This window comes from Streptomyces sp. NC-S4 (assembly GCF_054353315.1).
The window spans coordinates 1,306,794-1,331,838 of the sequence record NZ_CM135937.1 but is presented as its reverse complement, the minus strand read 5'-3'; the positions used below and the strand labels follow the sequence as shown (position 1 = coordinate 1,331,838).

The following is a 25,045-nucleotide window of genomic DNA, read 5'->3' as shown; positions in this document are numbered from 1 at the left end:
CGCACCGCGGGGGCCCCTTCCGTGTATCGCGAGGGCCGTCAGACCAGGTCGCGGCGCATGACCCAGCGGTGCCGCTTGTCGCTCTTGGCCTCGGTGCGGTGGACCCGGCGGAAGCCCGCCCGCTCGAACATGTCCATCGTCCCGACGTAGGCGAGCGTCGGATTCACCCGGCCGCCCTCCGGGTCCACCGGGTACCCCTCGACGGCGGGCGCACCGTGGGCGCGCGCGTGCTCGACGGCCCCCTCCAGCAGACCCGAGGCGACCCCCTTGCCGCGGAAGTCCTTGCGCACGACGAAGCAGGTCACCGACCACACGGGCAGATCGTCCACCGGTGTGATCGTCTTCGAGGAGGTCAGCCGGTCGAGCTGGCGGCGCGGGGCCACGTTGCACCAGCCCGCCACCTCGCCGTCCAGGAACCCGAGGACCCCGGGCGGCGGATCGGCCTTCTCCATCAGGCCGCGCAGGTGCTCGCCCCGCTCGTCCGCCGTGAGCCGCCCGTACTCGCCGGTGGACAGCCGCCACGCCATGCACCAGCACGTGTGCGCGCTCTTCTTCGGCTGGAGCACCTGGCGGATGTCGTCCCACAGATCCGCCGTGGCGGGCCGTACTTCTAAACTCATGCTGCTACTTCGCTCTCTTCCGCTGCTTACGAGCGCCCCGCGGCCGCGGTGTCCCGCGACCCGGTGACGACATCGGTCATCACGGCGGCCAGCACCCCGAGGGCCCGCCGGCACGCCTGTCGTCCTGCGTCCAGATGAGTGACCAGCCGGACCGTCTCCGGACCGGGCGCGGTCACCAGTACTCCTTCCTGCGCGGCCCGTGCGACGACCTCGTCGGCGCCGGGGACCTCGATGAGGACGATGTTGGTCTCCGGCGGGCGCACGGTGAACCCCGCGTCCCGCAGCCCCGCCGCCAGCAGCGCGGCGTTGGCGTGGTCCTCGGCGATCCGCTCCACGTGGTGGTCCAGGGCGTACAGTCCCGCAGCCGCCAGGATGCCCGACTGGCGCATGCCGCCGCCCAGACCGTGCCGCAGCTTGCGGGCCCGCGGCAGCCTTTCGGCCGACAGCAGGAGCACCGACCCGACCGGCGCGCCCAGCCCCTTCGACAGGCACACGGACAGCGAGTCGGCCGTCCGCCCGTACTCGCGCGCCGAAGTGCCGGTCGCGGCCATCGCGTTCCAGATCCTGGCCCCGTCCATGTGGACCGCCAGGCCCGCGCCGGACGCCAGGTCCCGGACGGCGCGCAGCGTGTCCAGCGGGTGGACCGTACCGCCGGCCCGGGTGTGGGTCTGCTCCACCTCCACCGCGCGGGTCCCGAGGGTGTACGGGTTCCCCCGCCGGACCACCGCGGCCAGCAGGGCCGCGGTGACCACCCCCCGCTCCGCCGCCACCGTGCGCGTCTGGATCCCGCCGTAGCGGGCCGGGGACGCCTCCTCGTGCGCCAGGATGTGCGCCTCGGCGTCGCACACCAGCTCCTCGCCGGGACCGACGAGGAGCTGGAGGGCGATCTGGTTGGCCATCACCCCGGACGGGGTGAACAGGGCCCCGGAGAAGCCGAAGAGCCCGGCGAGCCGGTCCTCCAGCGCGCGGACGGTCGGGTCCTCGCCGAACAGGTCGTCGCCGACCTCGGCCGAGGCCATCGCCGCCCGCATCCCGGGGCCCGGCCGGGTCACCGTGTCGCTGCGCAGATCGACGGTCTCGAAACTCCCGATGCTCATGACGGTACGTCAACTCCTCGCTCGCGGGGCCGTGGGGTGAGTTCGCGGGCCGCCACCCAGTCCAGCAGCGGGCGCACCAGCTGCCAGGTCTCCCGTACCAGCTCCCCGGCGCGGGCCGTGTGCAGCCCGGCGTCCGGACCGAGGCGGCGCCCCGCGTCGATCTTGCGGTGGCGCAGCAGCCCCAGCCTCGGGTGGTCCGCCGGGACCCCCCGGGGCCGGGACTTGAGCCGGTCGCCGCCCAGGGTGAACCCCTGGTCCTCCAGCCGGGCCGCGATCGCGGCCAGCTCCGCGCCGCCGTCCTCCTGCTCGACGGCGGCGCGGTACCGGGCGACCTCGGCCCCGGCGTAGGGGTACCAGCGGCCGGAGGCGTAGAGGCCGTGCCGGTCCAGGTGCACCCAGAGGCCCAGGCAGGGCAGCAGATCCAGATAGGCGCCCTGGTAGGTCTTGTACGGGGATTTGTCGTGGGACATCCGGGTGTCCCGGACCGGGCCGAGCACCCGCACCCCGCCCGCCCCGGTGGACTCCTCGAAGTCCGGCCCCTTGAAGTGCGTGCTCAGTTCAGCGGCCAGCTCGTCCATCGGCGCACGTACGTCACGCTCGTACCGCTCGCGGTGGCGCAGCCGCCACGCCTCCTTGCTGTTGTCGGCCGCGAGGTCCTCGTACAGGCGCAGTGCCGAGGGCGGGAAGCCGCTGAAGGTCACGGCAGATACCCCGGCAGGGGGTGCGCGGCGCACAGCTCGGACACCCGGGTGCGCACCCGGTCGCGCAGCACGTCCGGCAGTGCGCCGCCCTGTGCGCGCAGCGCCGTGAGGACGTCGGCGACCAGGTCGGCGCACTCGGCGGCCACCGAGTGGTCCATCCCGCGCGCGGCCAGCGTGTTGGTGCCGAGCCGCAGGCCGCCGGTCACCCGGACCGGTGTGGTGTCGCCGGGGACCCGGTTGCGGTTGACGACGATCCCGCAGGACTCCAGGGCCTGCTCGGCGATGTCCCCGGTGACGCCGGTGCCGCGCAGGTCCAGCAGCACCATATGGGTGTCCGTGCCGCCGGTGACCAGCCGGAACCCCCGGTCCAGGAGCCGTTCGGCGATCGCCTGCGCGCCGTCGGCGAGCCGCTTGGCGACCTCGGCGAAGTCGGGGCTCGCCACGAAGTCCAGGGCGCGCGCCTTGGCCGCCACCGACGCCAGGTCGGGGGTGCCCTGGGTGAAGGGGAACACGGCGCGGCGCAGGGTCGCGGCCAGGGTGCCGCGCTCCGGTCCGGCCTTGCGGGCCTCCTTGCCGAGCAGGATCAGCCCGCCGCGCGGGCCGTACAGCTGCTTGTAGGTGCTGGTGGTCGTCACGTGGGCGTGGTCGACGGGGCTCTGGTGGAGGCCGGCCGCTACGAGTCCCGCGATGTGCGAGATGTCCGCCAGGAGATAGGCGTTGGCCTCGTCCGCGATCTCCCGGAACCGGGCGAAGTCGATGCTGCGCGGGTACGCGCTCGCCCCGCAGACGATCAGCTTCGGGCGGTGCTCCAGGGCCAGTTCGCGGATCTGGTCGTAGTCGAGCAGCCCCTCCGGTGTCACCCGGTAGCCGTGGGCGCGGTAGTAGCGGCCGGTCACCGAGGCGGGGGAGCCGTGGGTGAGGTGACCCCCGCAGTCCAGGTCCAGCCCGAGCAGGGAGTCACCGGGGCTCAGCAGCGCCGTGATCACGGCGAGGTTGGCGGAGGAGCCCGAGTGCGGCTGCACGATCGCGTCCTCGGCCCCGAACGCCGCGCACGCCCGCTCGATCGCGAGGCGCTCGATCTCGTCCGCGACCCCGCAGCCGGCGTGGTAGCGGTTCCCGGGGAAGCCCTCGGCGGTCAGGTTGCCGAGCGCGCTGCCCTCGCAGGCCAGGACGGAGGGATCGGCGACGCTGGACGCCGCGACCATCATCAGGGTGTCGCGCTGGCGCGCCGACTCCCGAGCCAGCAGGTCGTAAAGGACCGAATCGCGTTCTCTCAGACGGGTGTTGGCGTGTGCGGCGAAGTCGACAAGGTCGGGCGCGGGCATGTGCGGCGCGCCGTCCCGGAGCCCGTCCTCGTCCAGCGGATCGGTGACGGGTGCGGGCAGGGTGAGGCTCATGACTGTCCCCTCTCGGAATCGTCCGTGATGGCCGTGCTGAACCGGCTCGTGTCCTCAGCCGTCCGCATCGGCGGTGTCCGTCTCGTCGGCGTCCAGCTCACCGAAGGCCTCGGCGGCCGCGACCGCATCAGCGCCGTGCTGCTCGTCCGCGGCGATCTTCCCGGCCAGTTCGGAGATCAGCGGGTTCTGGAACACGGTCTTCACCGGCACCGGCACCCCCAGCAGTTCCCCCAGCAGACCGGCCAGCCGGGTACCGCTGAGCGAATCGCCGCCCAGGCTGAAGAAGTTGTCACCGGGCGCCACCCCGTCGAGGCCGAGGATGTCGGCGACCGCCGCGCACAGCACGAGCTCCAGCGGGCTGCCCGGCCCGTCCCCGGCGTCGCGCACGGCCTCCTCGTCGGCGGACTGCTGCCGCCCGGCGGAAGAGGCCAGCAGCAGCCGGTCGACCTTGCCGTTGCGGGTCAGGGGCAGCTCCGGAAGCACCGTGAGCGCGGCCGGCACCATGTGGCCGGGGAGCTGCGCGGCGAGCCGCTCCAGCACCGGTCCGGCCGCCCCGGCCCCGGCCCCTGCCACGACGAAGGCGTGCAGCCGCCGCACCCCGTGCGCGCTGGCCGGGGCGACCACCACGGCCGCCTCGACCTCGGCGTCCTGGCGCAGCACGGCCTCGATCTCGCCGAGCTCGATCCGATGGCCCTGGATCTTCACCTGGAAGTCGTCCCGGCCCAGGATCTCGATGCTGCCGTCCGGCAGGTACCGCCCCAGGTCACCGGTCAGATAGGCGCGTTCACCGCTCTCCGGAAGGTGCACGAAGCGGTTCGCGGTGCGCTCGGCGTCGTTCCAGTAGCCGAGCGCGAGCCCGACGTCGCTGGCCACGGCCATCTCGCCGACCACCCCGAGCGGGCGCTCGTAGGCGGCCGCATCGACGATGTAGTAGCGCTGGTTGGTGATCGGCTTGCCGTACGGGATGCTCGTCCAGGAAGGGTCGACCTCGCCGATCGGCTGGAACAGCGACCAGCAGATCGTCTCGGTCGGGCCGCCCGAACCCACCACCTGGATCCGGGGGCTCTGCGCCCGCAGCCGGTCCGGCAGCGTCAGCGGGATCCAGTCGCCGGAGAGCACCGACAGCCGCAGGGACTCCAGCGGCCGGCCGCCGCCGCGCCGCTCGCGCACCTCGGCCTCGCCGACCAGCAGTTCCATCAGGACGGGTACGGAGTTCCACAGGGTGACCCGCTCGGCGTGGACCAGATCGGCCCAGACGTCGGGCTCGGCGTGCTCGAACGGCGGCGGCAGCACCACGGTCCCGCCCTGCGTCAGCACCCCGAACACGTCGTAGATCGAGGCGTCGAAGTGCAGCCCGGAGATGGCCAGCAGCCGGTCCCGCGCACCGACCTCGAAGCGTGTCGCGACATCGCGGACCAGGTTGACCACGCCGATGTGGTCGACCATCACCCCCTTGGGCTCACCGGTCGAGCCCGAGGTGAAGATCGTGTACGCGAGGTCCGCCGGGGTCTGGGCGGTGTCCGGCCGGGTGCCGGTCCCGGACTCGAAGTCCTGGTCCACCCGGTAGCGGCGGGCCGCGGGGGGCCAGGCGATCCGGGAGTCCAGCCGGGACTGGGTGAGGATCCGGTCGACCTTGGCCTCGGTGAGCAGCCGGCGCAGCCGCTCCGGCGGCACGGACGGGTCCAGCGGCAGATAGGCGGCGCCGGAGGCGAGGATCCCGTACACCGCGGCGTACTGCTCCCAGCCCTTCTCCATCACCACTGCGACCAGCTCGCCCGGGGCCGCCCCGTGCTCGCGCAGGGTGTGCCCGATCCGCCAGGCGTACGAGGCCAGCTCCCGGTAGCTCAGCCGCCGCCCGGAGGCGTCCACCACGGCCTCGGCGTCGGGCGTGCGCTCCACCTGCTCGGCGAACAGCTCGTGCAAGGTGGTGTATGGGATCTGCCCGGCGGTGTCGTTGACCTGGCGGCGCAGGGTCCGCTCGGCCGCCGGGATCAGGTCGAAGCGCCGGGTGTGCAGGGACTCCGGGTCCCGTGTGAGCCGCTCCAGCAGGTCCACGTACACGCCGAAGGCGGCGTCGACGAAGCCGGGCGCGAACGCCCCGTCGACGAAGTCCCAGATGACGCGCAGCTCACCGGCCAGTTCCCGCAGCTGGACGTCGAGCGAGACCTGCGGGGTCTGCGAGATCGAGTACACCTCCCGGCCCAGGTCCGTGACGGGCCTGCGCACCGGGTAGTCGAGCAGACTGGTCACGACCACCGGCATGCCGGCCTGCGCGCCCACCCCGTGCAGCCGGGTCAGCTCGCGCAGCACCCGGACGCCGTTGAAGGCACCGTGCTCCGCGTCGCGGGCGAGCTGGTCGCGCAGGGCGTGCGCCCGGTCCAGGAAGGTCGCGCCCGAACCGTCGGCCGCGAGCATCACGGCGTTGGTGAAGTCACCGAGGACACCGTTGATGTCCGGGTGCACCGCCGGGCGCTGGAAGATCGGGTAGTTGATGGTGAAGTCGGACTCCTCCGCCCAGCACCGGACCACCTCGGCGAAGGCGGCGGTGAGCAGCACCGACGGCGTCAGCCCCGCCTCGCGGGCCCGGGCCGAGAAGAGCTGCCAGTCCTCGGGGGAGAGCCGGTGCTCGCGCCGGTCGAAGCGCACCTCGCGGCCGCCGTCGGCGGAGCCGCCCGTGGGCAGCGAGGGGGCCGGCGGCAGGGTGGGGACGCGCTCCAGCCAGTAGTCGCGGGCGGTGCGGAAGGCCTCGGTGTGCGGCAGGGCGTCGGCGCGCCAGCGGGCGTACTCCGCGAAGCCGATACCGGGTTCCGGGAGTTCGGCGTCCGGGTCCTCGTACAGGTCGACCAGCTCGGGGAAGAGCACCTGGAAGGCACTGGAGGCGTCCAGCACCTGCAGGTCGATCCCGAGGTGGACCCGGCTGAGGTTCCCCGGACCGCCCAGCCGGATGATCCGCAGGTCGAACAACGGCCAGCTGCCCACCGGGAAGACCACGTGGCTCATCTCGTCCCGCAGCGCGGCGAGCCGCTCCCGCGAGGCCTCGGCGGTCAGCCCGCTCAGGTCCACGACCGGTATTTCGAACGGCAGCGGGTCGGACGGCACCCACTGGGTGCCGTCCGTGCGGCCGATCGCGCGGAGCATGTCGTGCCGGGCGACCACCTTGCGCCAGGCGGCGGCGAAACGCTCGGGATCGAGGTCCGCACGCTCCCATTCGAAGTATCCGTAGCAGCCGATACCGCCCAGCTCGACTGCTTCACCTCGCCCGATCATCAGTGCCTGCTGCGTCTCGGTCATCGGGAAGGACGCGGCACTGTCCGCGCGAGCGGGCAGGAGCTCGGTCATGGTCCAACTCCATTCGGTGTCAAGGGTCGTTGGCTGGTGCCTGCCCGGGGTGGGTACGGGCCGGAGCGCCCTGCTGCGGGGCAGGGCGAGGCTAGGGGCGGTGAGTTAGCCGCCGGTTATGCTCCGTCCGGGCGGCGGCACCGCGGTCGGCCGCGGCCCCCTCGCCCAGGGAGAGCGCGAAGAGCCGTACGAGCGGATGGAACAGGTAGCAGGGCTGGCCCCACTCGTCCGCGCCGCTGACCTCCAGCAGGGCCGCGTCGGCCAGCGCCTCCAGCAGCCGCTCGGCCTCGGTCTCCGGCAGGCCCAGCGACAGCGCCGCCTCCGCCGCCGGGAACGGCTGCGGACCGAGTGCGGCCAGCGCCGGGAACGCCGCCCGCACCTCGGGGTCCAGCGCCCGCCAGGACGGCAGCAGCGAGCTGTGCACGTCCAGGTCGCCGGAGTGCAGCTCCCGCAGCCGGGTGACGGGGTCCGCCAGCCGGCGGGCCAGCCGGTCCGGGGTGGAATGGGGCCGGGCGGCGATCCGGGTCCCGACGATCCGCAGGGCCAGCGGCAGACCGGCGCAGTGCTCGACGATCGCGGACGCCGCCCCGGGCGCCGAGGCCACCCGGGCGGGACCGGCCGCGGCCGAGAGCAGCTCCAGCGAGTCCCGCCGCGCCAGGGGAGCGAGGGCCACGGTGTGCGCCCCCGCCACGGTGGGCAGGGCGGTCCGCCCGGTGACCAGGACCGCCGGCTCGGGGGTGTTGGGCAGCAGCGGCCCCAGCTGGGCGGCCCCCGAGGCGTTGTCCAGGACGATCAGCAGCTGCCGGCCCCGGGTCCGCTCCCGGTAGAGCCGGACCAGCTGCTCCTGGTCGTCGCCGTCCGGTACGCCGTCCATCGGCCCCAGCGCGCGCAGCAGCCCGCGCAGCACCCGGGTGGGGTGCCGGGGGGTGCCGTCGGGCGCGCGCAGGTCGGCGTACAACTGCCCGTCGGGGAAGTGCCGCCGGCAGCGGTGCGCCGCGTGGACGGCCAGGGCGGTCTTGCCGAGTCCGGCCATACCGGTGACCAGGACCCGGCGGGGCCGCCCGGAGCCCTGCGCGTCGGGGTCCAGCGCACGGCACAGCAGCTCCAGTTCGGGCTCCCGGCCGGTGAAGTCGACGGTGTCGGGGGGCAGCATGGCCGGGGCGCCCTCCCGGCGGTCGGCCGCGTCCCGCCGGGGGCCGGCCAGTACGGCGGGCGCGGTGCGCGGCCGCCGGTCCAGCGTGCCCTCCAGCAGCGCCCGGTAGGTGGCCTGGAGTTCCTCGCCGGGGTTCACGCCCAGCTCGTCGGCGAGCACCGCGCGGCCGTGGTGGTAGAGGTGGATGGCGTCCGCCTGCCGCCCAGACCGGCACAGGGCGGTCATCAGCTGGCACCGGATGCGCTCGCGCAGCGGGAACTCGGCGACCAGGCCGGTGAGCTCGCCGGTGATCTGCTCGTGCCGGCCCAGCGCGAGATCGGCCGCGATGCGGTGCTCCAGCGTGACCGCCCGGGCCTCGTTGAGCCGCGGCGCCTCGGCGTCGGCGAGGTATTCCGTGGCGTTGGCGAAGGGCAGGCCGTTCCACCGGGCCAGGGCGCCGCGGAGCAGCTCACCGGCCTTTTCGAAGTCCTCGGCGACCAGCGCTTCGCGGCCGCTGAGCGCCATCTTCTCGAATTCGCTCAGGTCAAGGGTCGCATTACCGATGCTCATGGCATATCCGGGCGGCCGACGATCGATCAGAACATCGCTGCCGAGAATCTTGCGCAAGCGGGAAACATAGGTGTAGAGCTGTGCGCTGACGGTGGCCGGCGGAGCCCAGCCCCACAGCAGCCGGCACAGCCGTTCGTCGGAGATCACCTCTTCACGGGCCACCAGGAGCGCCGCGAGCACGGTGTGCAGCTTCGCCCCGGAGAACGCGACCCGGCGGCCGTCCCGCCGTACCTCGACTGGCCCGAGCACTCGGAATTCCATGTACCGCCCCATCCGTGATTCATGGAGAAGAATCTCTGAACGAAGCTAGTGGAGTGCGTTGTCTCCTCGATATCGTGGCGATTTCGAGGGCGGACCGGGTCACGAAATCGATGGAACACAGAAGGAAAAGGAGGCGTCCCTACTGTTCCATTCATGCCGCAGCGAGCGGCAGTGATGCACCACCGAGAGGGGATTCCCAGATGCGCAGCACGCTGACGGTGAAGACGGCGAACACGACGGCGGCGGCCTGCCTGCTCGTTCTTGCGGGGGTGTTCGTCGGCGCCGGGGGAGCGTCGGCCGTCCTGGCGGACACGCACTCCACCACGCAGGCCGACGACGACATGCCCTGGGGCGTCGTCAAGCCGCTGGTCCCCCCGCACCCCGGCTCCGCCGGCAAGCACGGCGACATGCCCTGGGGCTGACCCGCCCCCCGCTCCGCCCTACGAAGCGCCCCCGGCCGTCAGGCCGATCAGCCCTCCGGACACGTCAGCAGCGAGGTCAGTTCCGCCGCGGTGAAGGAACGATGCGGCAGCTCACCGGTGCCCCCGCCGCCCGCCTCGCCCGCCGCGTCCTGGACCGCCGCCAGCAGCCGGCCCGCCTGCGCGCGCCAGGGCGGCGCGCCGACCTCTCCGAACGCGGCCCGCGCCCGGCGGAAGCGTTCCGCCGCCTCCGCCGGGCGGCCGCCGATCGCCTCCACGCATCCCAGATCGGTCTCCACCCGGGCGTACAGGAACCGGTCCGCCAGCTCGTCCGTGATCTCCAGGGCCTGCTGCAGCGTCCCTCCCGCCGCCGACAGCAGGCCCTGGCTCCACTGCGTCTGCCCCAGCCCCCGCAGCGCGTGGGCCTCCCCGACCCGGTCGCCCTCGCCCCGGGTCAGCCGCAGTACCGCGCCGAAGGCCTCCGCCGCCTCGCCCAGATCCCCCGCGCGCAGCCGGACCTCGGCCAGCCGGTACACGCTCTGCGCCTCCGCCCGTACCGATCCGGTACGCCGGCTCAGCGCCACCGCCTGCTCCGCGAGCGGCAGCGCCCCGCCCACGTTGCCCCGGTCCAGCTCGATCTGCGCCTGGAAACCGAGCAGATGGGCCTCGTTCCCGATGTCACCCGAGGTGTGGAAGCCGCTGAGGGCCGCCTCGCAGTACTCCAGGGCCCGCTCCCAGTCCCCCTGGAACCGCGCGCACATGGCCAGGTTCCGCTGGGCGAGCGCCGCTCCGCCCACGTCACCGGTGTTGCGCAGCAGCCGCAGCGCCGCCATGTTCCAGCCCTCGGCCTGCTCGTACCGCCGCTGGTAGATCGCCAGCGACCCCAGCAGCCGCAGCATCGTCGCCTCGCCCGGCTCGTCGCCGGTGCGCCGGGCCGAGGCCAGCGCCTGCTCGGCGCAGCGCTGCCAGTCCTCCAGGTAGTTCTTCGTCTCGAAGTGCGGAACCGCGCTCTCGGTCAGCGTCCACGCGTACCGGGCCCGGCCCGTCTCCGCCGCGTGCGCCACCAGGTCCGTGACGGCGGTGCGCTCCGACTCGAACCAGTCCATCGGCGCGGCCAGCAGTTCGTCGGCCAGCTCCGGCAGGAAACGCGGGGCCGGTGCCGCCGTCCGGCCCACCGGGAACCGGCGGCCGTCGATCCGCCGGTGGGCCTCTTCGGCCAGCCAGAGCCAGGACGCGAAGGCCCGCTCCAGTGCGGCGTCGGTCTCCCCCTCCGGCTCGTCCGACTCCGCCCGCTCGCGGGCGAACAGCCGCAGCAGGTCCTGGAAGCGGTAGCGGGCGGCCCGCCCGGGCTCGGTGTCGGCCACCTCCAGCAGCTGCGCGTCGACCAGGTGGTCGATCAGCTCCTCCGCGTGCCACACGTCGGTGTCCAGGACGGCCGCCCCCGCCCAGGCGGCGAAGTCCGCCGTGCGCAGCAGGCCGAGCCTGCGGTACATCCGGGCCGTCTCCGGCGGCAGGTCGCGGTAGGTGAGCCGGAAGCCGGCGCGCACCCCGCCCTCGCCCGGGCTCAGCACGTCGAGGCGGGAGCGGTGGTCGCGCAGCCGCGACACCAGGCTCCGTACGCTCAGGTTGGGTTTGGCCGCCAGCCTCGCCCCGGCGATCCGCAGTGCGAGCGGAAGGCAGTCGCACAGGGCGCCGAGCTGTTCGACGGCCACCGGGTCGCTGCCGAACCGGTCGGCCCCGGCCAGTTTGATCAGCAGCGCCGTCGCCTCGGTCGGCTCCAGCATCCGCAGCCGCAGGGTCAGCGCCGTGTAGTCCCCGGTCAGATCGCCCAGGCTCTCCCGGCTGGTGGCCAGCACCACGCTGCGTCCGCCGCCCGGGAGCAGGGGTCTGAGCTGGTGGAAGGAGCGTACGTTGTCCAGGACGATCAGTGTCTTGCGGGTGCTGAGCAGGCTCCGGAAGAGCGAGGCCCGCTCGTCGGGGTCCGCCGGTATCTGGGCTGCGCCGATCCCGAGGGCGCGCAGGAAGCGGTCCAGCACGGCGGCGGGGGACACCGGCGCGTGCTCCTCGTCGTAACCGCGCAGATCGGCGAAGAGCTGGCCGTCCGGGAACTGGTCGGCTACCTGGCTCGCCCAGTGCACCGCGAGTGCGGTCTTGCCCACCCCGCCCACGCCGACGATGGTCGCCAGCGCCGGGGTGTGCGGGTTGTAGGGCTCCTTCAGGAGCCGGTCCAGGGAGGTCATCTCCGGCTGTCGGCCGGTGAACGCCATGACGTCCGCGGGCAGTTGTGCCGGGATGGTGCTCAGGGCCGCCGGCGCGGGCGTCGCCGTGGCGGGCGGCCGGGTCAGTTCGGGGGAGTCGCGCAGGATCAGCTCGTGCAGCTGCCGCAGCCCGGGACCCGGTTCGATCCCGAGCTGGTCGGTGAGTAACCGGCGGCCGTCCAGGAACACCTCCAGGGCCTCGGCCCGCTGCCCCGACCGGTACAGGGCCAGCATGAGGTGTTCGCGGCACTGCTCGCGCAGGGGGTGCCGGGCCACCAGCTCGCCGAGCTCGCCGGTGAGCGCGCGGTGCCGGCCCAGCTGGAGCATCAGTCCGGCTCGCTCCTCCATCAGCGCGAGCCGCATCTGCTCCAGCCTGGTGGTCTCCGCCTCCAGCCGGGACCCGGACGGTTCGTCCGGCGCGGAGCCCCGCCAGATGCTGAGCGCCTCCTCGAAGTGCGTGCACGCCTCTTCGGTCCGTCCGTGCCGGGCGGCGTCCCGTCCCTGCTCGGCGCGCTCCATGAACTCCTGGACGTCGATCCGGTGTTCCCCCTTGGCCAGCAGGTAGCCCGGGGGAGAGGTGATCAGCAGATCGGTCACCCCGGCCTGCTTGAAGGTCTTGCGGAGGGTCGCCACGCAGATCGCGATCTGGTTGCGGGCCGTCGCCGGGGGAGATTCCGGCCAGACGGCGTCCACCAGGGTGTCCACCGAAACGATTCGGTCGGCGTACAGCAGCAGCATCGACAGGACCGTGGCCTGGCGCCGGCCGTTGATGCGCAGCGGACCGTCATCGGTCTGGACGAGCAGCGGCCCCAGCATTCTGAAGACAAACCGATTCAAAAGGTCCCCCGGCCTTGAAACCCCCGTCAGGCGCGAACGGTACCGCAAAGAGCGTTCCTCGGTGCAGTCAACTCTTGGGAAAAACACCGTCAGTTTCAGGCCAGCTTGTCCGTATAGCGGTGGACACGTGCGCGGGCATCACTGAGGGTCATCGGATCCGAGCGACGACAATGCGCCGGACAGGCCCCGCAGCACCTCGGCCGTGCGGTATACCTCGTCCTCGCCCCCGAGGCCCTCGCACAGCTGCCGCGCCAGCTCGGCGAGACAGGAGTCGATCTCCCGTTTCGCGGCCACGCCCTGCTCGGTGGCGGTGAGCAGCTTGGCCCGCCGGTGTGCCGGATTGTCCAGATAGGCCGCGAGCCCCTGGCGTACCAACAGGTCCGCTATCCGCTGCACGCTCTGCCGGGTGGTCCCCACCCGGCGCGCCACGGCGGACACCGACAGTGATTCGTCCGTCACCGTGCTGAGTATCTGCCAGCGCGCTGCGCTGAGCCCCGAGGCGAGCGTGAGCCGGTCGAGGGCCGCGGTGAACCGTCCGTTCAGCCGGAAGACCGCCACTGCGGCCCGGCTGAACGCCTCGGCCTCCCCGGACTCCACCGTGCGCGCCAACGTCGGTCCCCTTCCGTACGTCCCGCGGGTCGCTGCACGATAACAGCGGGTGGTCACGTGGACGAGAGTCGGCCACGGCGGCGTGACCCGGCCGGCGCGCCGACCCCTCGGGCGTGGTGACCCGGGTCGGTGGAGGGGGTCGCCGGGCTGGTCCGTTGGCAGTCCCGTGGCCGACAATTCCGGTCGGGCACTGTACCAATGGCCCAGTCCTCATGAGCCCGGTTGAGCCAGTGTGCTCCCGGATGCTTATCTGTGGCGTATCCATGTACTTACGGCGCCGCGCAGCGCCGGACGGCAACGAAGCCGGTTCCGGAGCGCGGCGCCTTCGCCGTGCCCGTCCACCGCCCACCACCCCCGGGCGGCGCCGGGCCGGCGCGCAGCACTGCAAGGGGGGCGGCACACCGCCGTGAAGAGGATGTTCGTGGCTCCGGATCCGGGGCGTATGAGACTGCGGAACTCGGCCCGCGCGGTGATCGGCGTCGCCGCCGCCGTCGCCCTCGCCGAAGTGTGCGGTCTCTCCCTGACCGCCTCCATCACCGGGGGACTGGCGGCCCTGCTCGCCCTCTTCACCGTCCTCGACGCGGACGTCCGCGCCCAGCGCCGCACCACCGCCCTGCTGCCCGTCGCCGGGTTCCCGGTCCTGGCCCTCGCCACCGCCCTGCACGGGGTGCCCCTCGCCCGGGACGCCGCCTTCCTCGCCGTCGTCTTCGCCGGGGTGTACGCCCGCCGCTTCGGCCCGCGCGGACACGCCCTCGGGATCTTCGCGTTCATGATGTTCTTCGTCACCCAGTTCCTGCACGCCCGGCCCGGACAGCTGCCCGAGCTGTACGCCGCCGTCGGCCTGGCGCTCCTGGCCGCCGGCGCCGTGCGCTTCCTGCTGTGGCCCATCGAGCGGCGCACCCCGCCCCCCGCGGCCCCGCCCGGCCTGCCCGGAACCGGGCTCGCGCGGCCCACCACCCGGCAGGCCTTCCAGGCCACCGCCGCCTGCGCCTTCGCGCTCGGCATCGGCCAGGCGCTCTCCGACGACCGCTGGTACTGGGCCGTCGGCACCTCCTGGTGGATCTTCGTGAACACCGCCTCCCGGGGCGAGACCCTCGTACGGGGCTTCCGCCGCGTCCTCGGCACCGTCGTCGGCATCGCCGCCGGCCTGCTGATCGCCGTACCCCTGCACGGCGCGCCGGTGCCCACCGCGGCGCTGGTCGCCGTATGCGTCTTCGGGATCTTCTACACGGCCGCGCCCTCGTACTCCTGGATGATGTTCTTCGTCACCGTCATGGCCGGGCTGCTCTACGGCCTCCTCGGCGTCCTGCACCCCGGACTGCTGCTCCTGCGCTTCCAGGAGACCGCCATCGGCGCCCTCGGCGCCGCCCTCGCCGTCGTGCTCATCCTTCCGGTCACCACCCACGCCGCCAACGACGCGTGGATCCAGCGCGCCCTGCACTGCGTGCGCGCCTCCACCGCGGCCGCCCTGGAACGCCTCGCGGGCGACCCGGACGCCGACCCCGCCCCGCACGCCGCCGAGCTGGAGCTGCTGCTGGGCCGGGTACGGATGGCGCTCGCGCCGCTCGTCCACCCGCTGAGCCCGCTGCGCGCCCGCAAGGCCCGGGCCCGGCAGGTGCTCGCGCTGCTCGACGACTGCGCCCGGGACGTGCGCGGACTGGTCGCCGTCGCCGCCGACCCGCAGGCCTCGCACGACGCCCGGCTGGCCGCCGCCTGCTGGCGCGTGGAGGCCGCGGTGGAGGCCCTGACCGCCCCGCACGGCGCCCCCGGGCCCGCCACCGTGCCGCACCCCCGGCCCGCTGCCGAGGAACCGGCCCTCGCCCACCTCCACGGCCTGGAACACACCCTCGTGGCACTGGCGACCCCGCTGCGCACCGACCCCCGGGCGCCGCTGGTCATCAGCGCCTGAGCAGAGCCTCCGGAGCGTCCGCCAGCCCCGCCGGCAGCCGGCCGGCGGTGTGCACCACCCCGAGGGACTGGGTGGCCCGGGTCAGCGCCACGTACAGGTCGCTCGGCCGGAGCTCGTCCGGTTCGACCACGATCACCGTGTCGAACTCCAGCCCCTTGGCCTGGCGCGGGTCCAGCAGGACCACCTCCCGGGTCAGGTCCGGCTCCGCGCCCGCCCGTACCCCCGGCAGTACGGCGGCCAGCGCCGCGTGCCGCGCCCGCGGCGCGATCACCGCGAGCCGGCCCTCGGCCGGCAGCTCCCGCGCCACGGCATCCCGGGTCGCCGCCGCCAGGTCGCCGGTCGCGTGCGCCCACGGCCGCACCCCGGTGGCCCGTACCGAACGCGGCGGTTCGAAGCCGGGATCGCGCGACCGCAGCACGGCCGCCGCCACCTCCATGATCTCGGCCGGCGTGCGGTAGTTGACCGCCAGCCGTACCAGCTCCCAGCGCTCGCCCACGTAGGGCGAGAGGACGCCCTCCCACGAGCCGCAGCCCGCCTCGTCGGCCGTCTGCGCCGGATCGCCGACCAGGGTCATGGACCGGGTCGGGCAGCGCCGCATCAGCAGCCGCCACGCCATCGCGGACAGCTCCTGCGCCTCGTCCACGATGACGTGCCCGAAGGCCCAGGTACGGTCGGCCGCGGCCCGTTCGGCGGTGCTGCGGTGGTCGGCCTCCTCGTGGCGCTCGGCCATCCGCTCCGCGTCGATGATGTCGTGGGCCGCGAGGTACTCGCTCTCCTCGTCCTCGAACTCGTACGACTGGGAACCCTCGGACAGGTCCAGCACCCCCTGCGCGTAGGCGATGCGCCGCTGCCGCTCCCGTTCCTCGGCGACCCGCCGGGCGGTGTCGTCCTCGCCGAGCAGCTCGGCGGCCTCGTCCAGGAGCGGCACGTCGGCCGGGGTCCAGTCCGGCCGGGCCGAGGGCGCGCGCCGGATCAGGTCGGCCTCGTGCGCGGGCAGGTGCGTGGGGTCCGCCAGGAAGTCGCGGACCAGCTGCTGGGGGGTGAGGGAGGGCCACAGCGAATCGATCGCCGCCTGTACGGCGGCGCTCGTCGCGATCTCCTTGCCGAGCTGGGCGATGTCATCCGAGCCCAGCAGGTTCGGACCGCCGTACGGATCGGCGCCCAGCCGGTCGGCGAGCTGCGCGGTGAGCGCGTCGATGACCGGGAAGGCGAAGAAGGGACGCGCCTGGTTGTGCGGCAGCCCGGTGGCCCGGGCCCGGTCCCGCGCCTCGTACGCCATGGTGCGGTCCAGCAGCAGGGTCCCGTACTCCTCGTGGTCGATCTCCAGCGCCGGCTCGGGGACGGTGTCGTACTCCTCGCCGGTGTCCGCCGGTACGGTCTCCGGCAGGCACTGCCGGTCGGCCACCACCTGGGCGAGGACCTCCGCCATCGCGGCCCGCCCCTTCACCGCGGCCGCCCCGGGGCGGTCCGCGGCGGTGGCGTGGACGCCGGGGAAGAGCTCACCCGGGGTGGCCAGCAGTACGCCCGTCTCGCCGAGGGCCGGGAGCACCCCGCCGATGTAGCCGAGGAACGCCGGGCCCGGTCCGACGATCAGCACACCGCGCTTGGCGAGCAGTTCCCGGTGCGCGTACAGGAGGTACGCGGCGCGGTGCAGCGCTACCGCGGTCTTGCCGGTGCCGGGACCGCCCTCGACGACCAGCACCCCGCGGTGCGTCGAGCGGATGATCCGGTCCTGCTCGGCCTGGATGGTGCGCACGATGTCGTGCATCCGGCCCGTCCGGGCGGCGTCGAGCGCGGCGAGAAGCACGGCGTCCGCGTCGGCGCCCTCGTGGCCGGTGCGCTCCGCGTCGGTCAGGTCGAGGATCTCGTCGTGCAGTGCGGTGACCTCGCGCTCCCGGCTGCTGATGTGCCGACGGCGGCGCAGCCCCATGGGGGTGTGCCCGGTGGCGAGGTAGAAGGGGCGGGCCACCTCCGCCCGCCAGTCCAGGACCAGCGGAGTGCGCTGCGCGTCGTCGGCCCGGATACCGAGCCGGCCGATGTGGTGGTCCCGGCCGTCCGAGAACTCCAGACGGCCGAAACAGAGGCCGTTCTCGCCCGCATTCAGGGCGGAAAGCAGACCGGACTGTTCGGCGACCAGGACGTCCCGTTCCAGGCGTGCCTGAAGCCCGGTACCGACATCGCGCAGCGCCCCCTCGACCGCCCGTTCGGCCTGGTCACGCAGAGCGTCGAGGCGCCGATAGAGGTCGGTGACGAATTGCTGCTCTTTCCGGAATTCCTCGGTTGACAATTGCGCTCCTGTCGCGATATGGTGTGCTCGTGAGCTTCACTGTGACTTCGATTCGAGCGAAGTCGTGAACCATTTAATATACGCGCTCTTCTCCCTCGGCAGTAAATTCGGCCGGGGGATTTTTTGCGTACGGTGGATCCCATGACCACCGCACGCGGCTCGGCCGACGCAATCGTCTACCGCCTCGCCCGTCCCGAGGACGCGGGCGCCATCGAGGCCCTGGACAGCTCCTTCACCACCACCACGGTCTTCGAGGTGAGCGACCCCGGATCGGGCGACGGCGCGGGCTTCGGCTTCCTGCTCCGCGAGGTCCCCGTGGACCCGCCCGTGCACAAGGTGTTCCCGCCGGAGGAGCACGACGAGCAGGTCTTCGGCGGCGGGAAGGACTCGGACGCCGACGCGCGGACCTTCGTGGCCCTCGACGGGGACCTGCTCTGCGGGTTCGCGGCCGTCGGCTACGCCCCCTGGAACCGGCGGCTGACCATCGAGGACATCGAGGTCTCGCCCGGTCACCGGGGCCGCGGCATCGGCCGCGCGCTGATGGACCGCGCCGAGCGGTTCGCCCGCGAACGGGGCGCGGAGCACCTGTGGTTGGAGGTCAGCTCGGTCAACGCCCCGGCGGTGCACGCCTACCTGAGGATGGGATTCACCTTCTGCGGTCTCGACACCGCGCTGTACGGAGGCACTCCGGCGGCCGGCGAACAGGCGCTGTACATGAGTCGGCCCTGCCGCTGAACCGGCGCGTGGCCAACTCCCGCAATGCGCCGGATCGTACGCCCCCGCGCGGCCTGCCGCAGCCCGATCCATGAGGGATCACCCGGAGGAGTGCTCCCTCATGCCCGACCGCCCCACGCTGACCTGCGACATGTACAACGGGTAATTGATTGCTGCACATTCATCCGGCATGCACAGGGTGGATCTGGTCGGACAGGGGGTAACCGCCCGGAATGGAAATTCTTCAACAGCGCTCCACCACCGCTCAGGTGTGGGAAGCGGCCGAGGAGTTCATCCGACTCTTCCACCGGGAGAACGCGGACGCCGGTGATCCGCGCGCCCGGCTCGCCGCCGTGCGGGCCGAACTCGCCGAGACCGGCAGTTATGTGCACACCCCCGAGGAACTGGCCCACGGTGCCCGGGTGGCCTGGCGCAACAGCAACCGCTGCATAGGGCGGCTCTACTGGAACGCGCTGCGGGTGCGCGACCGCCGCGGGGTCACCGACGCCGACGACGTCGCCGCCGAGTGCTTCGACCACCTGCGCGAGGCGACCAACCGGGGCCGGGTCAGGCCCATGATCACGGTCTTCGCCCCGGACGCCCCGGACCGGCCCGGCCCGCTGATCTGGAGCGAGCAGCTGGTCAGATACGCGGGCTACGGGGACCACCCGTCCATAACCGTCGGCGACGCCCGCAACGCCCCGCTCACCGAGGCCCTCCTGCGGCTCGGCTGGCCCGGCGGCCCCGGTACCCCCTTCGACCTCCTGCCGCTGGTGGTCCAGGGCGTCGACGACAAACCCCGCTGGTTCGACACCCCCGCGGACGCCGTCCTGGAGGTGCCGATCGGCCATCCCGACGGCGACGGCTGGGCCGACTGGGGGCTGCGCTGGCACGCCGTACCCGCCATCTCCAACATGTGCCTGGAGATCGGCGGCATCCACTACCCGGCCGCGCCGTTCAACGGCTGGTACATGGGTACCGAGATCGGCGCGCGCAACCTCGCCGACACCGACCGGTACAACCTGCTCCCCGCCGTCGCCCGCCGCATGGGCCTGGACACCTCCAGCGACCGTTCCCTCTGGAAGGACCGCGCGCTCGTCGAACTGAACCGGGCCGTCCTGCACTCCTTCGACCGCGCCGGGGTCACGATCGCCGACCACCACACCGAGTCCCGGCGCTTCCTGGCGCACATGGAGCGGGAGGAGCGAAAGGGGCGCGAGGTGGGTGCCGACTGGTCCTGGATCGTGCCGCCGATCTCCGGCTCCGCCACCCCGGTCTTCCACCGCACCTACGAGGACCGCAGCAGCAGTACGGCCTACGTCCACCACCGCGGCGCGCAGGAGCGGGCCCAAGGGCGGGATTTGGTCTAGACCTTCTGTTACGGTCGGCTCCGGACGGATCCGGCAGCGGTGAGAGGGGCTCGACGTGGGCGGCGCGGACAGCAGGGACCGGAACGGTGAATCCCGGGCCTACATCGGCTCGTTCACCTCGGCGGGCGGCCGCGGCGTCACCACCGCGGCCGTGGACCCGAAGACCGGGGCGCTGACCCCGCTCGCGGTCACCGCCGCCGAGGACCCCTCGTACCTCGCGCTCTCCCGCGCCACCGGCGTGCTCTACGCGGTGAACGAGACCGAGCGCGGTGCGGTCGCCGCCTACCGGCCCACCGCGGCGGGCCTCGCCCCCCTCGGCACGGCCGTCCGCGTCGGGGGCTCCGGACCCACCCACCTCAGCCTGGCCGGGGGCAGGCTGCTCACCGCCAACTACACCTCCGGCAGCGTCAGCAGCCTCCCGCTCGCCGCCGACGGCCGCCCGGGCGGGCCCGCCCAGGTCCTGCCCCACCGGGGCTCGGGCCCCGACATGAGCCGGCAGGAGGGACCCCACGCCCATCAGGTGCTGCCCGACCCGACCGGCCGCTGGGTGCTCAGCGTGGACCTCGGCACCGACTCGGTACGGGTCTGTGCGCCGGACCCGGCCACCGGGGTGCTGCGGGTGCACACCGAGACCGTGCTGCGCGCCGGGACCGGTCCCCGTCACCTCGCTTTCCATCCGGAGGGCGCGGTGGCGTACGTACTGCACGAGCTGGAGCCGCAGGTGACCGTCTGCCGCTGGAACGGGGCGTCCGGGCGACTGGAACCGGTCGGTGAGGTTCCGGTCGCCTCAGCGGGCGCCTCAGGGGCCGTACGGGCCTACCCCTCGGCGATCGTCGCCTCGCCCGACGGCAGGTTCGTCTGGGCGGCCGTCCGCGGGGCCGACACGATCGTCACCCTCTCCCTCGCCGACGGGCCCGGGAGGCCGCGGCTCACCGGCGCCGTCGACTGCGGCGGCGCGTGGCCGCGCGATCTCGCCCCCGACCCCTCGGGGAACCGGCTCTACGCGGCCAACGAGCGCTCGGGGGACGTCACCTGGTTCGAGGTGGACCCGCTGACCGGCCAGCCGCACCGGGCCGGCTCGCTGGCCGTGCCCGCGGCCACCTGCGTGGTCCTCGGCTGACACGGGCGCGCGGGGCATGGGAAAGGGCCCCCGACGGCCACGGGTGACCGTGGCCGTCGGGGGCCCTTCGCTTCGTACGGGCGGGTCAGTGTGCGGCGGCGTCCTGGGTGATCCCGAGCGCCGCGGTGTACTGCGCGACGGCCAGCTTGCCGAGCGCGCCGTAGGCGCCGAGCACCTCGGCGGTGGCGCAGTCGGCCTCCTTGCAGGCGGTGTCGAGCAGCCCGTCGGCGGCCTCCGGGCCGATCAGGTACGGGGCGAGCGCGAGCAGCGTGGAGCCCTCGCGGCGCAGCTGCTCGGCGACCGCTGCCACCGAGCCCTCCTGGTCGAGCGCGGCGGCCTTGACGGGCACGGCGAGCCGGGCGGCGAGCAGCATGCCCGTGATCCCGGCGGCCTGTACGGCCTCCTCGCCACCGGTGGTGGCCAGGACGATGCCGTCGGCGGCGGTGGTCACGGTGAAGAGCCGGGCGCGGTCGGCACGGGCCAGGCCCGCCTCGGACAGCCGCACGTGCAGGCCCTCGGCGAGCAGCGGGTGCGGGCCGAGCACGTCGGCCAGCTCGGCGGCGGCGGAGGAGTCCATCAGCGCCTGGCGGATCCGGCGGAGCAGATCGCTGTCGGGGCCGGCCAGCAGCGGTACGACCACGGCGTCCGGGCCGGTCGGCGCGGGCACCTCGTGGCCGGCCGCGCGGGCGAACTCCGCGCGCGCGACGCGCTCGGTCGCGACGGCGGTCAGCACGCCGGACAGCGACGGGAACTCGGTGTCGTCGTCACCTTCGAGGAAGCCGATCCGGGCGTCGAGGCCCGGCAGCTCGGAGCGGCCGATGCTGATGATCTCTTCCGCGAGCCCTCGCGAGGGGGCCGAGGGGGCACCGGGCACGGCGAGCACCAGCGCGGGCGCGCCCTCGGGCGCCACCGCGGGCTCGGGCCGGCGGTGCCGTCCGGTCTGGCGGGGTCGCGGCATTCGTACGGGCAGGCCATTTGCGGGCCCAGTGGGGGAGCTCATGGCGCCGCATGCTACTGGCTTATCGGAACAAGGTGTTCGGGCAGGGCCTTCCAGCGGGGCATCTGTCCGTATTTATCCGGTGAATATCAGATACGTTCAACTGACGGACGGCAAGCGCCAGTCCACAGGCTGTGAACCCTGGCCCACCAGCAGCTCGTTCGTCCGGCTGAACGGCCGGGAGCCGAAGAACCCGTAGTCGGCCGACTTGGGGGAGGGGTGCGAGGACTCCACGACGGGCAGTTCGCCGAGCAGCGGCCGCAGGTTGCGGGCCGCCCGTCCCCAGAGGATCGAGACCAGCGGCTTGCCGCGCGCGGCCAGGGCCCGGATGGCCTGGTCGGTGACGGCCTCCCAGCCCTTGCCCTGGTGCGCGTTGGAGCGCCGCGGCGCGGTCGTGAGCGACCTGTTGAGCAGCAGGACGCCCTGACGGGTCCACGGGGTGAGGTCGCCGTTCGCCGGGCGGCCGGTGCCGATGTCCCGGTGCATCTCCAGGAAGATGTTGTCGAGGCTCGGCGGTACCGGCCGTACGTCGGGGGCGACCGAGAAGGACAGGCCCACCGCGTGTCCCGGTGTGGGGTAGGGGTCCTGTCCGACGATCAGTACCTTGACCTCGTCGAAGGGCTGTTGGAAGGCACGCAGCACATTGGCCCCGGCCGGTACGTACGTCCTCCCCGCCGCGATCTCGGCGCGCAGGAAGTCGCCCATGGCGGCGATCTGCCCCGCCACCGGCTCCAGAGCACGGGCCCAGCCCGGCTCGACGATCTCGTTCAACGGTCGTGCTGCCACGGTGGATCACTCTACTGGCCGAACGTGGCCGCCCGCACGCACAGGACGTCGGGCAGGTGCTCGGCGAGCAGCTGCCAGCTGTCGCCGTCGTCGTGACTGGCGTACAGCTCGCCGTTGCGGTTGCCGAAGTAGATGCCCGCGGGGTCCGCGTCGTCCGTGCAGAGGGCGTCTCGGAGCACCGTGCCGTAGTGGTCCCCGGCCGGCAGCCCGCGCGCCAGCGGCTCCCAGGTCGCACCCGCGTCCCGGGTGCGGAAGACCCGGCACCGGTGCTGGGCCGGGACCCGGTCGGAGTCGGCGTTGAGCGGGAAGACGTAGGCGGTGTCCGGCCGGTGCGGATGGGCCGCGACCGCGAACCCGAAGTCGGAGGGCAGGCCGCCGCCGATGTCGGTCCACCGGCCGCCCGCGTCGTCGCTGCGGTAGACGCCCCAGTGGTTCTGCAGGTACAGCCGGTCCGTGTCCGCGGCGTCCTGGGCGATCTTGTGCACGCACTGGCCGAACTCGGGGTGCGGGTCCGGCAGGAACACCGCCGAGACCCCCTCGTTGGACGGCGCCCAGCTGGCCCCGCCGTCCCGGGTCCGGAACACCCCGGCGGTGGACACGGCCACGGTCACGGCGTCCGGGTCGCGCGGGTCGGTGATCACCGTGTGCAGGCCCTCACCGCCGCCGCCCGGTACCCACTTCGCGCGGCTCGGGTGCTCCCACAGCGGGCGGACCAGCTCGAAGGAGTCGCCCCGGTCGGTCGAGCGGAACAGCGCGGCCGGTTCCGTCCCCGCGTACACCACGCCGGGGGCTTCGGGGCCGGCCGGGTGCAGCTGCCAGACCCGCTCCAGGGAGGCCCCGGTGTCCTGGGGGAACCGTACGGCGGGTGCGGCGGGTTCCCGCCAGGTCACTCCGAGGTCGTCGGAGCTGAAGATGGACGGCCCCCAGTGGGAGCTGTCCCCGCCGACCAGCAGCCGGGGCGCCGGACCCCGCCGGTCGATGGCGACGGCGTAGACGGCCTGGGCGTTGAAATGGGGCCCGTCGAACACCCAGGGCGCCGCACCGCGGCGACGTCCGATGAAGAGTCCTTTGCGGGTTCCCACGAGCAGTACTGCGTCGGCCATGGCCGGCACCTCCGTGCGGGGTATCTTTTCGGCCAGTCTGCACCTGTCCGGTGACAGTCACCCGGTGGACGGCGCGGGGTTGCTGATGAGCAGATCAATACCGATCATTTACCGCCCCGAAATGATTGTTGCTTGCATGCGGGTGTCTGTAATGGATTGACTTCAGGTCACTGCCGCCGCACGCGAGAGGACATATGTGGCCACCGAGCACCTGTCCCCGCTCGACCTCGCCTTCTGGCGGATCGAATCCGCCGACCACCCCATGCACCTGGGAGCCCTCGCCGTCTTCCGAGCCGCCGGCCCCGGCGCCGCGGAGCGGGCCGCCGGCCTGCTCGCCGCCCGCTGCGCGGCCGTGCCGCGCCTGCGCCGCCGGATCCGTGACGTGCTGCTGCCGGTCGGCGCGGCCGCCTGGTCGCCGGATCCCGGCTTCGACCCGGCCCGCCACGTGTTCCTCGTCCGGACCGACGAGAGCGTCCCGCACGCCGCCGCCGGACCGCTGATGGCGCGCCCGCTGGAGCGGGCGCTGCCTCCGTGGGAGGCGCACGTGCTGGCCGGGCCCGATCCGGACTCCTTCGCGGTGCTCTTCAAGTTCCACCACGCCCTCGCCGACGGCATGGGCGCGCTGGCCCTCGCGGCCACCCTGTTCGACGAGGCGACGGCCCCGCGGCCGCCGGCGCGCCCGGTACCCGAGCAGCGGGGCGGATCCGTCCTGCGCCGGCTCCCCGGAGTCCTGGCGGCCCGGGTCCAGGACGTCGGGCAGGCCCTGGAGATCGGCGCCGCCGTGGCCCGCGCCGGACTGCCGCTCGGAGTGCCGGCGGCCCTCACCGCGGACTCCACCGGCTCGGGCGCCCGTGCGGTCGCCGGGCTCGCGCTCGACCTGGACGAGGTCAACCTCGTCCGCAAGGGTGCCGGCGGCACCGTCAACGACGTGCTGATCGCCCTGGTCGCGGGCGCGCTGCGGCGCTGGCTGGCGCAGCGCGGCGACCCCGAGCCCTGGGGTGCGGGCCCGCGCGCGCTGATCCCGGTCTCCCGCCGCCGCGGGCCCGGAGGCTCGGGGGGTGCCGGGAACCGGCTCTCCGGATATCTGCTCCGGCTGCCGCTCGCCGAATCCGACCCGCTGCGCCGCCTGGACAGCGTGCGCGCCGCCATGGACCGCAACAAGGACGCCGGACCCGCCCGCGGCGCCGGGGCCGTCGCCCTGCTGGCCGACCACGTCCACCCGCTCGGCCACCGGCTCGGTGGCCCGCTGGTGGCCCAGGCCGCCCGGCTGCTCTTCGACATCCTGGTCACCAGCGTGCCGCTGCCGAGCTTCACCTTCACCCTCGGCGGCAGCCCGGTCCGCGAGGTGTACCCGCTCGCCCCGCTGGCCCGGGGGCAGTCGCTGGCGGTCGCGGTCTCCACGTACAAGGGGACGGTCCACTACGGACTGGTCGCCGACGCGGCGGCCGTCCCGGATCTGGCGGCCCTGGCCGGGGCGCTGCGCGCGGAACTCGACGAGCTTGTACGAGAGGTCTCGTAG

Annotated in this window: 18 protein-coding genes; 6 read left to right on the top strand and 12 right to left on the bottom strand. The window is 73.5% G+C overall.

Features of this window, described 5'->3' with window-relative positions:
• Positions 1–38: 38 nt before the first annotated feature.
• The 6 genes from ACXNSR_RS05570 to ACXNSR_RS05545 all read right to left on the bottom strand — a co-directional run bounded on the left by ACXNSR_RS05570 (position 39) and on the right by ACXNSR_RS05545 (position 9,117).
• The gene (locus tag ACXNSR_RS05570) at positions 39–620 is read right to left on the bottom strand and encodes a GNAT family N-acetyltransferase (RefSeq protein ID WP_266599772.1); all 582 of its coding nucleotides are present in this window, start codon (positions 618–620) and stop codon (positions 39–41) included.
• A 26-nt stretch (positions 621–646) separates the two neighbouring features.
• Complete coding sequence (locus tag ACXNSR_RS05565; RefSeq protein ID WP_458641027.1) at positions 647–1,717, bottom strand: threonine aldolase family protein; 1,071 nt, start codon at positions 1,715–1,717, stop codon at positions 647–649.
• Positions 1,714–2,418: a DUF2461 domain-containing protein gene (locus ACXNSR_RS05560; protein WP_458641026.1), complete on the bottom strand. Its 705-nt coding sequence runs from the start codon at positions 2,416–2,418 to the stop codon at positions 1,714–1,716. The genes ACXNSR_RS05565 and ACXNSR_RS05560 overlap by 4 nt, the downstream gene beginning before the upstream one ends.
• Positions 2,415–3,815, bottom strand: coding sequence for a serine hydroxymethyltransferase (locus ACXNSR_RS05555; protein WP_458641025.1), 1,401 nt, complete (start codon positions 3,813–3,815; stop codon positions 2,415–2,417). The genes ACXNSR_RS05560 and ACXNSR_RS05555 overlap by 4 nt, the downstream gene beginning before the upstream one ends.
• A 54-nt stretch (positions 3,816–3,869) precedes the next feature.
• A complete protein-coding gene (locus tag ACXNSR_RS05550) occupies positions 3,870–7,154 on the bottom strand; it encodes a non-ribosomal peptide synthetase (RefSeq protein ID WP_458641024.1) in 3,285 nt (1,094 codons plus the stop codon).
• Between the two features lie 91 nt (positions 7,155–7,245).
• A complete protein-coding gene (locus ACXNSR_RS05545) occupies positions 7,246–9,117 on the bottom strand; it encodes an AfsR/SARP family transcriptional regulator (RefSeq protein WP_458641023.1) in 1,872 nt (623 codons plus the stop codon).
• A 200-nt stretch (positions 9,118–9,317) separates the two neighbouring features.
• On the opposite strand from ACXNSR_RS05545, the gene ACXNSR_RS05540 reads away from it, so the two are divergent.
• On the top strand, positions 9,318–9,539 hold the full coding sequence (locus ACXNSR_RS05540) for a hypothetical protein (RefSeq protein WP_458641022.1): 222 nt from the start codon (positions 9,318–9,320) through the stop codon (positions 9,537–9,539).
• A 47-nt stretch (positions 9,540–9,586) separates the two neighbouring features.
• On the opposite strand, the gene ACXNSR_RS05535 is transcribed toward ACXNSR_RS05540, so the two are convergent.
• Positions 9,587–12,610 carry an AfsR/SARP family transcriptional regulator gene (locus ACXNSR_RS05535; protein ID WP_458641021.1) on the bottom strand — a complete coding sequence of 1,008 codons (3,024 nt, stop codon included), beginning with the start codon at positions 12,608–12,610 and terminating at the stop codon, positions 9,587–9,589.
• Between the two features lie 159 nt (positions 12,611–12,769).
• Positions 12,770–13,240: a MarR family winged helix-turn-helix transcriptional regulator gene (locus ACXNSR_RS05530; protein ID WP_458641020.1), complete on the bottom strand. Its 471-nt coding sequence runs from the start codon at positions 13,238–13,240 to the stop codon at positions 12,770–12,772.
• Between the two features lie 415 nt (positions 13,241–13,655).
• Here ACXNSR_RS05530 and ACXNSR_RS05525 point away from each other — a divergent pair, with 415 nt between their 5' ends.
• Complete coding sequence (locus ACXNSR_RS05525; protein WP_458643573.1) at positions 13,656–15,149, top strand: FUSC family protein; 1,494 nt, start codon at positions 13,656–13,658, stop codon at positions 15,147–15,149.
• Here the strand turns inward: ACXNSR_RS05525 and ACXNSR_RS05520 are convergent.
• Entirely contained in the window at positions 15,139–17,436 is a 2,298-nt protein-coding gene (locus tag ACXNSR_RS05520; RefSeq protein ID WP_458641019.1) for a HelD family protein, read from the bottom strand. The genes ACXNSR_RS05525 and ACXNSR_RS05520 overlap by 11 nt on opposite strands.
• Before the next feature lie 141 nt (positions 17,437–17,577).
• Between ACXNSR_RS05520 and ACXNSR_RS05515 the strand changes: the two genes are divergently transcribed.
• The 3 genes from ACXNSR_RS05515 (at position 17,578) to ACXNSR_RS05505 (ending at position 20,640) form a co-directional block, all read left to right on the top strand.
• Positions 17,578–18,171 carry a GNAT family N-acetyltransferase gene (locus tag ACXNSR_RS05515; RefSeq protein ID WP_458641018.1) on the top strand — a complete coding sequence of 198 codons (594 nt, stop codon included), beginning with the start codon at positions 17,578–17,580 and terminating at the stop codon, positions 18,169–18,171.
• Positions 18,172–18,383: 212 nt separating this feature from the next.
• A complete protein-coding gene (locus tag ACXNSR_RS05510; protein WP_458641017.1) occupies positions 18,384–19,520 on the top strand; it encodes a nitric oxide synthase oxygenase in 1,137 nt (378 codons plus the stop codon).
• 55 nt (positions 19,521–19,575) lie between these two features.
• Positions 19,576–20,640, top strand: a complete 1,065-nt coding sequence (locus ACXNSR_RS05505) for a lactonase family protein (RefSeq protein WP_458641016.1) — start codon at positions 19,576–19,578, stop codon at positions 20,638–20,640.
• A gap of 85 nt (positions 20,641–20,725) precedes the next feature.
• Here the strand turns inward: ACXNSR_RS05505 and ACXNSR_RS05500 are convergent, their stop codons facing one another.
• The 3 genes from ACXNSR_RS05500 to ACXNSR_RS05490 all read right to left on the bottom strand — a co-directional run bounded on the left by ACXNSR_RS05500 (position 20,726) and on the right by ACXNSR_RS05490 (position 23,526).
• The gene (locus tag ACXNSR_RS05500; protein ID WP_458641015.1) at positions 20,726–21,640 is read right to left on the bottom strand and encodes a sirohydrochlorin chelatase; all 915 of its coding nucleotides are present in this window, start codon (positions 21,638–21,640) and stop codon (positions 20,726–20,728) included.
• A gap of 96 nt (positions 21,641–21,736) precedes the next feature.
• A complete protein-coding gene (locus ACXNSR_RS05495; RefSeq protein WP_030012774.1) occupies positions 21,737–22,423 on the bottom strand; it encodes a uracil-DNA glycosylase in 687 nt (228 codons plus the stop codon).
• Between the two features lie 11 nt (positions 22,424–22,434).
• Positions 22,435–23,526 (bottom strand): WD40/YVTN/BNR-like repeat-containing protein, encoded by a 1,092-nt coding sequence (locus ACXNSR_RS05490; protein WP_458641014.1) that lies wholly within the window; start codon positions 23,524–23,526, stop codon positions 22,435–22,437.
• Positions 23,527–23,722: 196 nt separating this feature from the next.
• Between ACXNSR_RS05490 and ACXNSR_RS05485 the strand changes: the two genes are divergently transcribed.
• Complete coding sequence (locus tag ACXNSR_RS05485) at positions 23,723–25,045, top strand: wax ester/triacylglycerol synthase family O-acyltransferase (protein ID WP_458641013.1); 1,323 nt, start codon at positions 23,723–23,725, stop codon at positions 25,043–25,045.

What these genes read in the sequence shown, in the direction of transcription:
- ACXNSR_RS05550 (WP_458641024.1), bottom strand. Translation starts at nt 7,154, where the DNA reads ATGACCGAGCTCCTGCCCGCTCGCGCGGACAGTGCCGCGTCCTTCCCG.
- ACXNSR_RS05565 (WP_458641027.1), bottom strand. Translation starts at nt 1,717, where the DNA reads ATGAGCATCGGGAGTTTCGAGACCGTCGATCTGCGCAGCGACACGGTG.
- ACXNSR_RS05525 (WP_458643573.1), top strand. Translation starts at nt 13,656, where the DNA reads ATGTTCGTGGCTCCGGATCCGGGGCGTATGAGACTGCGGAACTCGGCC.
- ACXNSR_RS05515 (WP_458641018.1), top strand. Translation starts at nt 17,578, where the DNA reads ATGACCACCGCACGCGGCTCGGCCGACGCAATCGTCTACCGCCTCGCC.
- ACXNSR_RS05490 (WP_458641014.1), bottom strand. Translation starts at nt 23,526, where the DNA reads ATGGCCGACGCAGTACTGCTCGTGGGAACCCGCAAAGGACTCTTCATC.
- ACXNSR_RS05555 (WP_458641025.1), bottom strand. Translation starts at nt 3,815, where the DNA reads ATGAGCCTCACCCTGCCCGCACCCGTCACCGATCCGCTGGACGAGGAC.
- ACXNSR_RS05500 (WP_458641015.1), bottom strand. Translation starts at nt 21,640, where the DNA reads ATGAGCTCCCCCACTGGGCCCGCAAATGGCCTGCCCGTACGAATGCCG.
- ACXNSR_RS05510 (WP_458641017.1), top strand. Translation starts at nt 18,384, where the DNA reads ATGGAAATTCTTCAACAGCGCTCCACCACCGCTCAGGTGTGGGAAGCG.
- ACXNSR_RS05545 (WP_458641023.1), bottom strand. Translation starts at nt 9,117, where the DNA reads ATGGAATTCCGAGTGCTCGGGCCAGTCGAGGTACGGCGGGACGGCCGC.
- ACXNSR_RS05570 (WP_266599772.1), bottom strand. Translation starts at nt 620, where the DNA reads ATGAGTTTAGAAGTACGGCCCGCCACGGCGGATCTGTGGGACGACATC.
- ACXNSR_RS05540 (WP_458641022.1), top strand. Translation starts at nt 9,318, where the DNA reads ATGCGCAGCACGCTGACGGTGAAGACGGCGAACACGACGGCGGCGGCC.
- ACXNSR_RS05535 (WP_458641021.1), bottom strand. Translation starts at nt 12,610, where the DNA reads ATGCTGGGGCCGCTGCTCGTCCAGACCGATGACGGTCCGCTGCGCATC.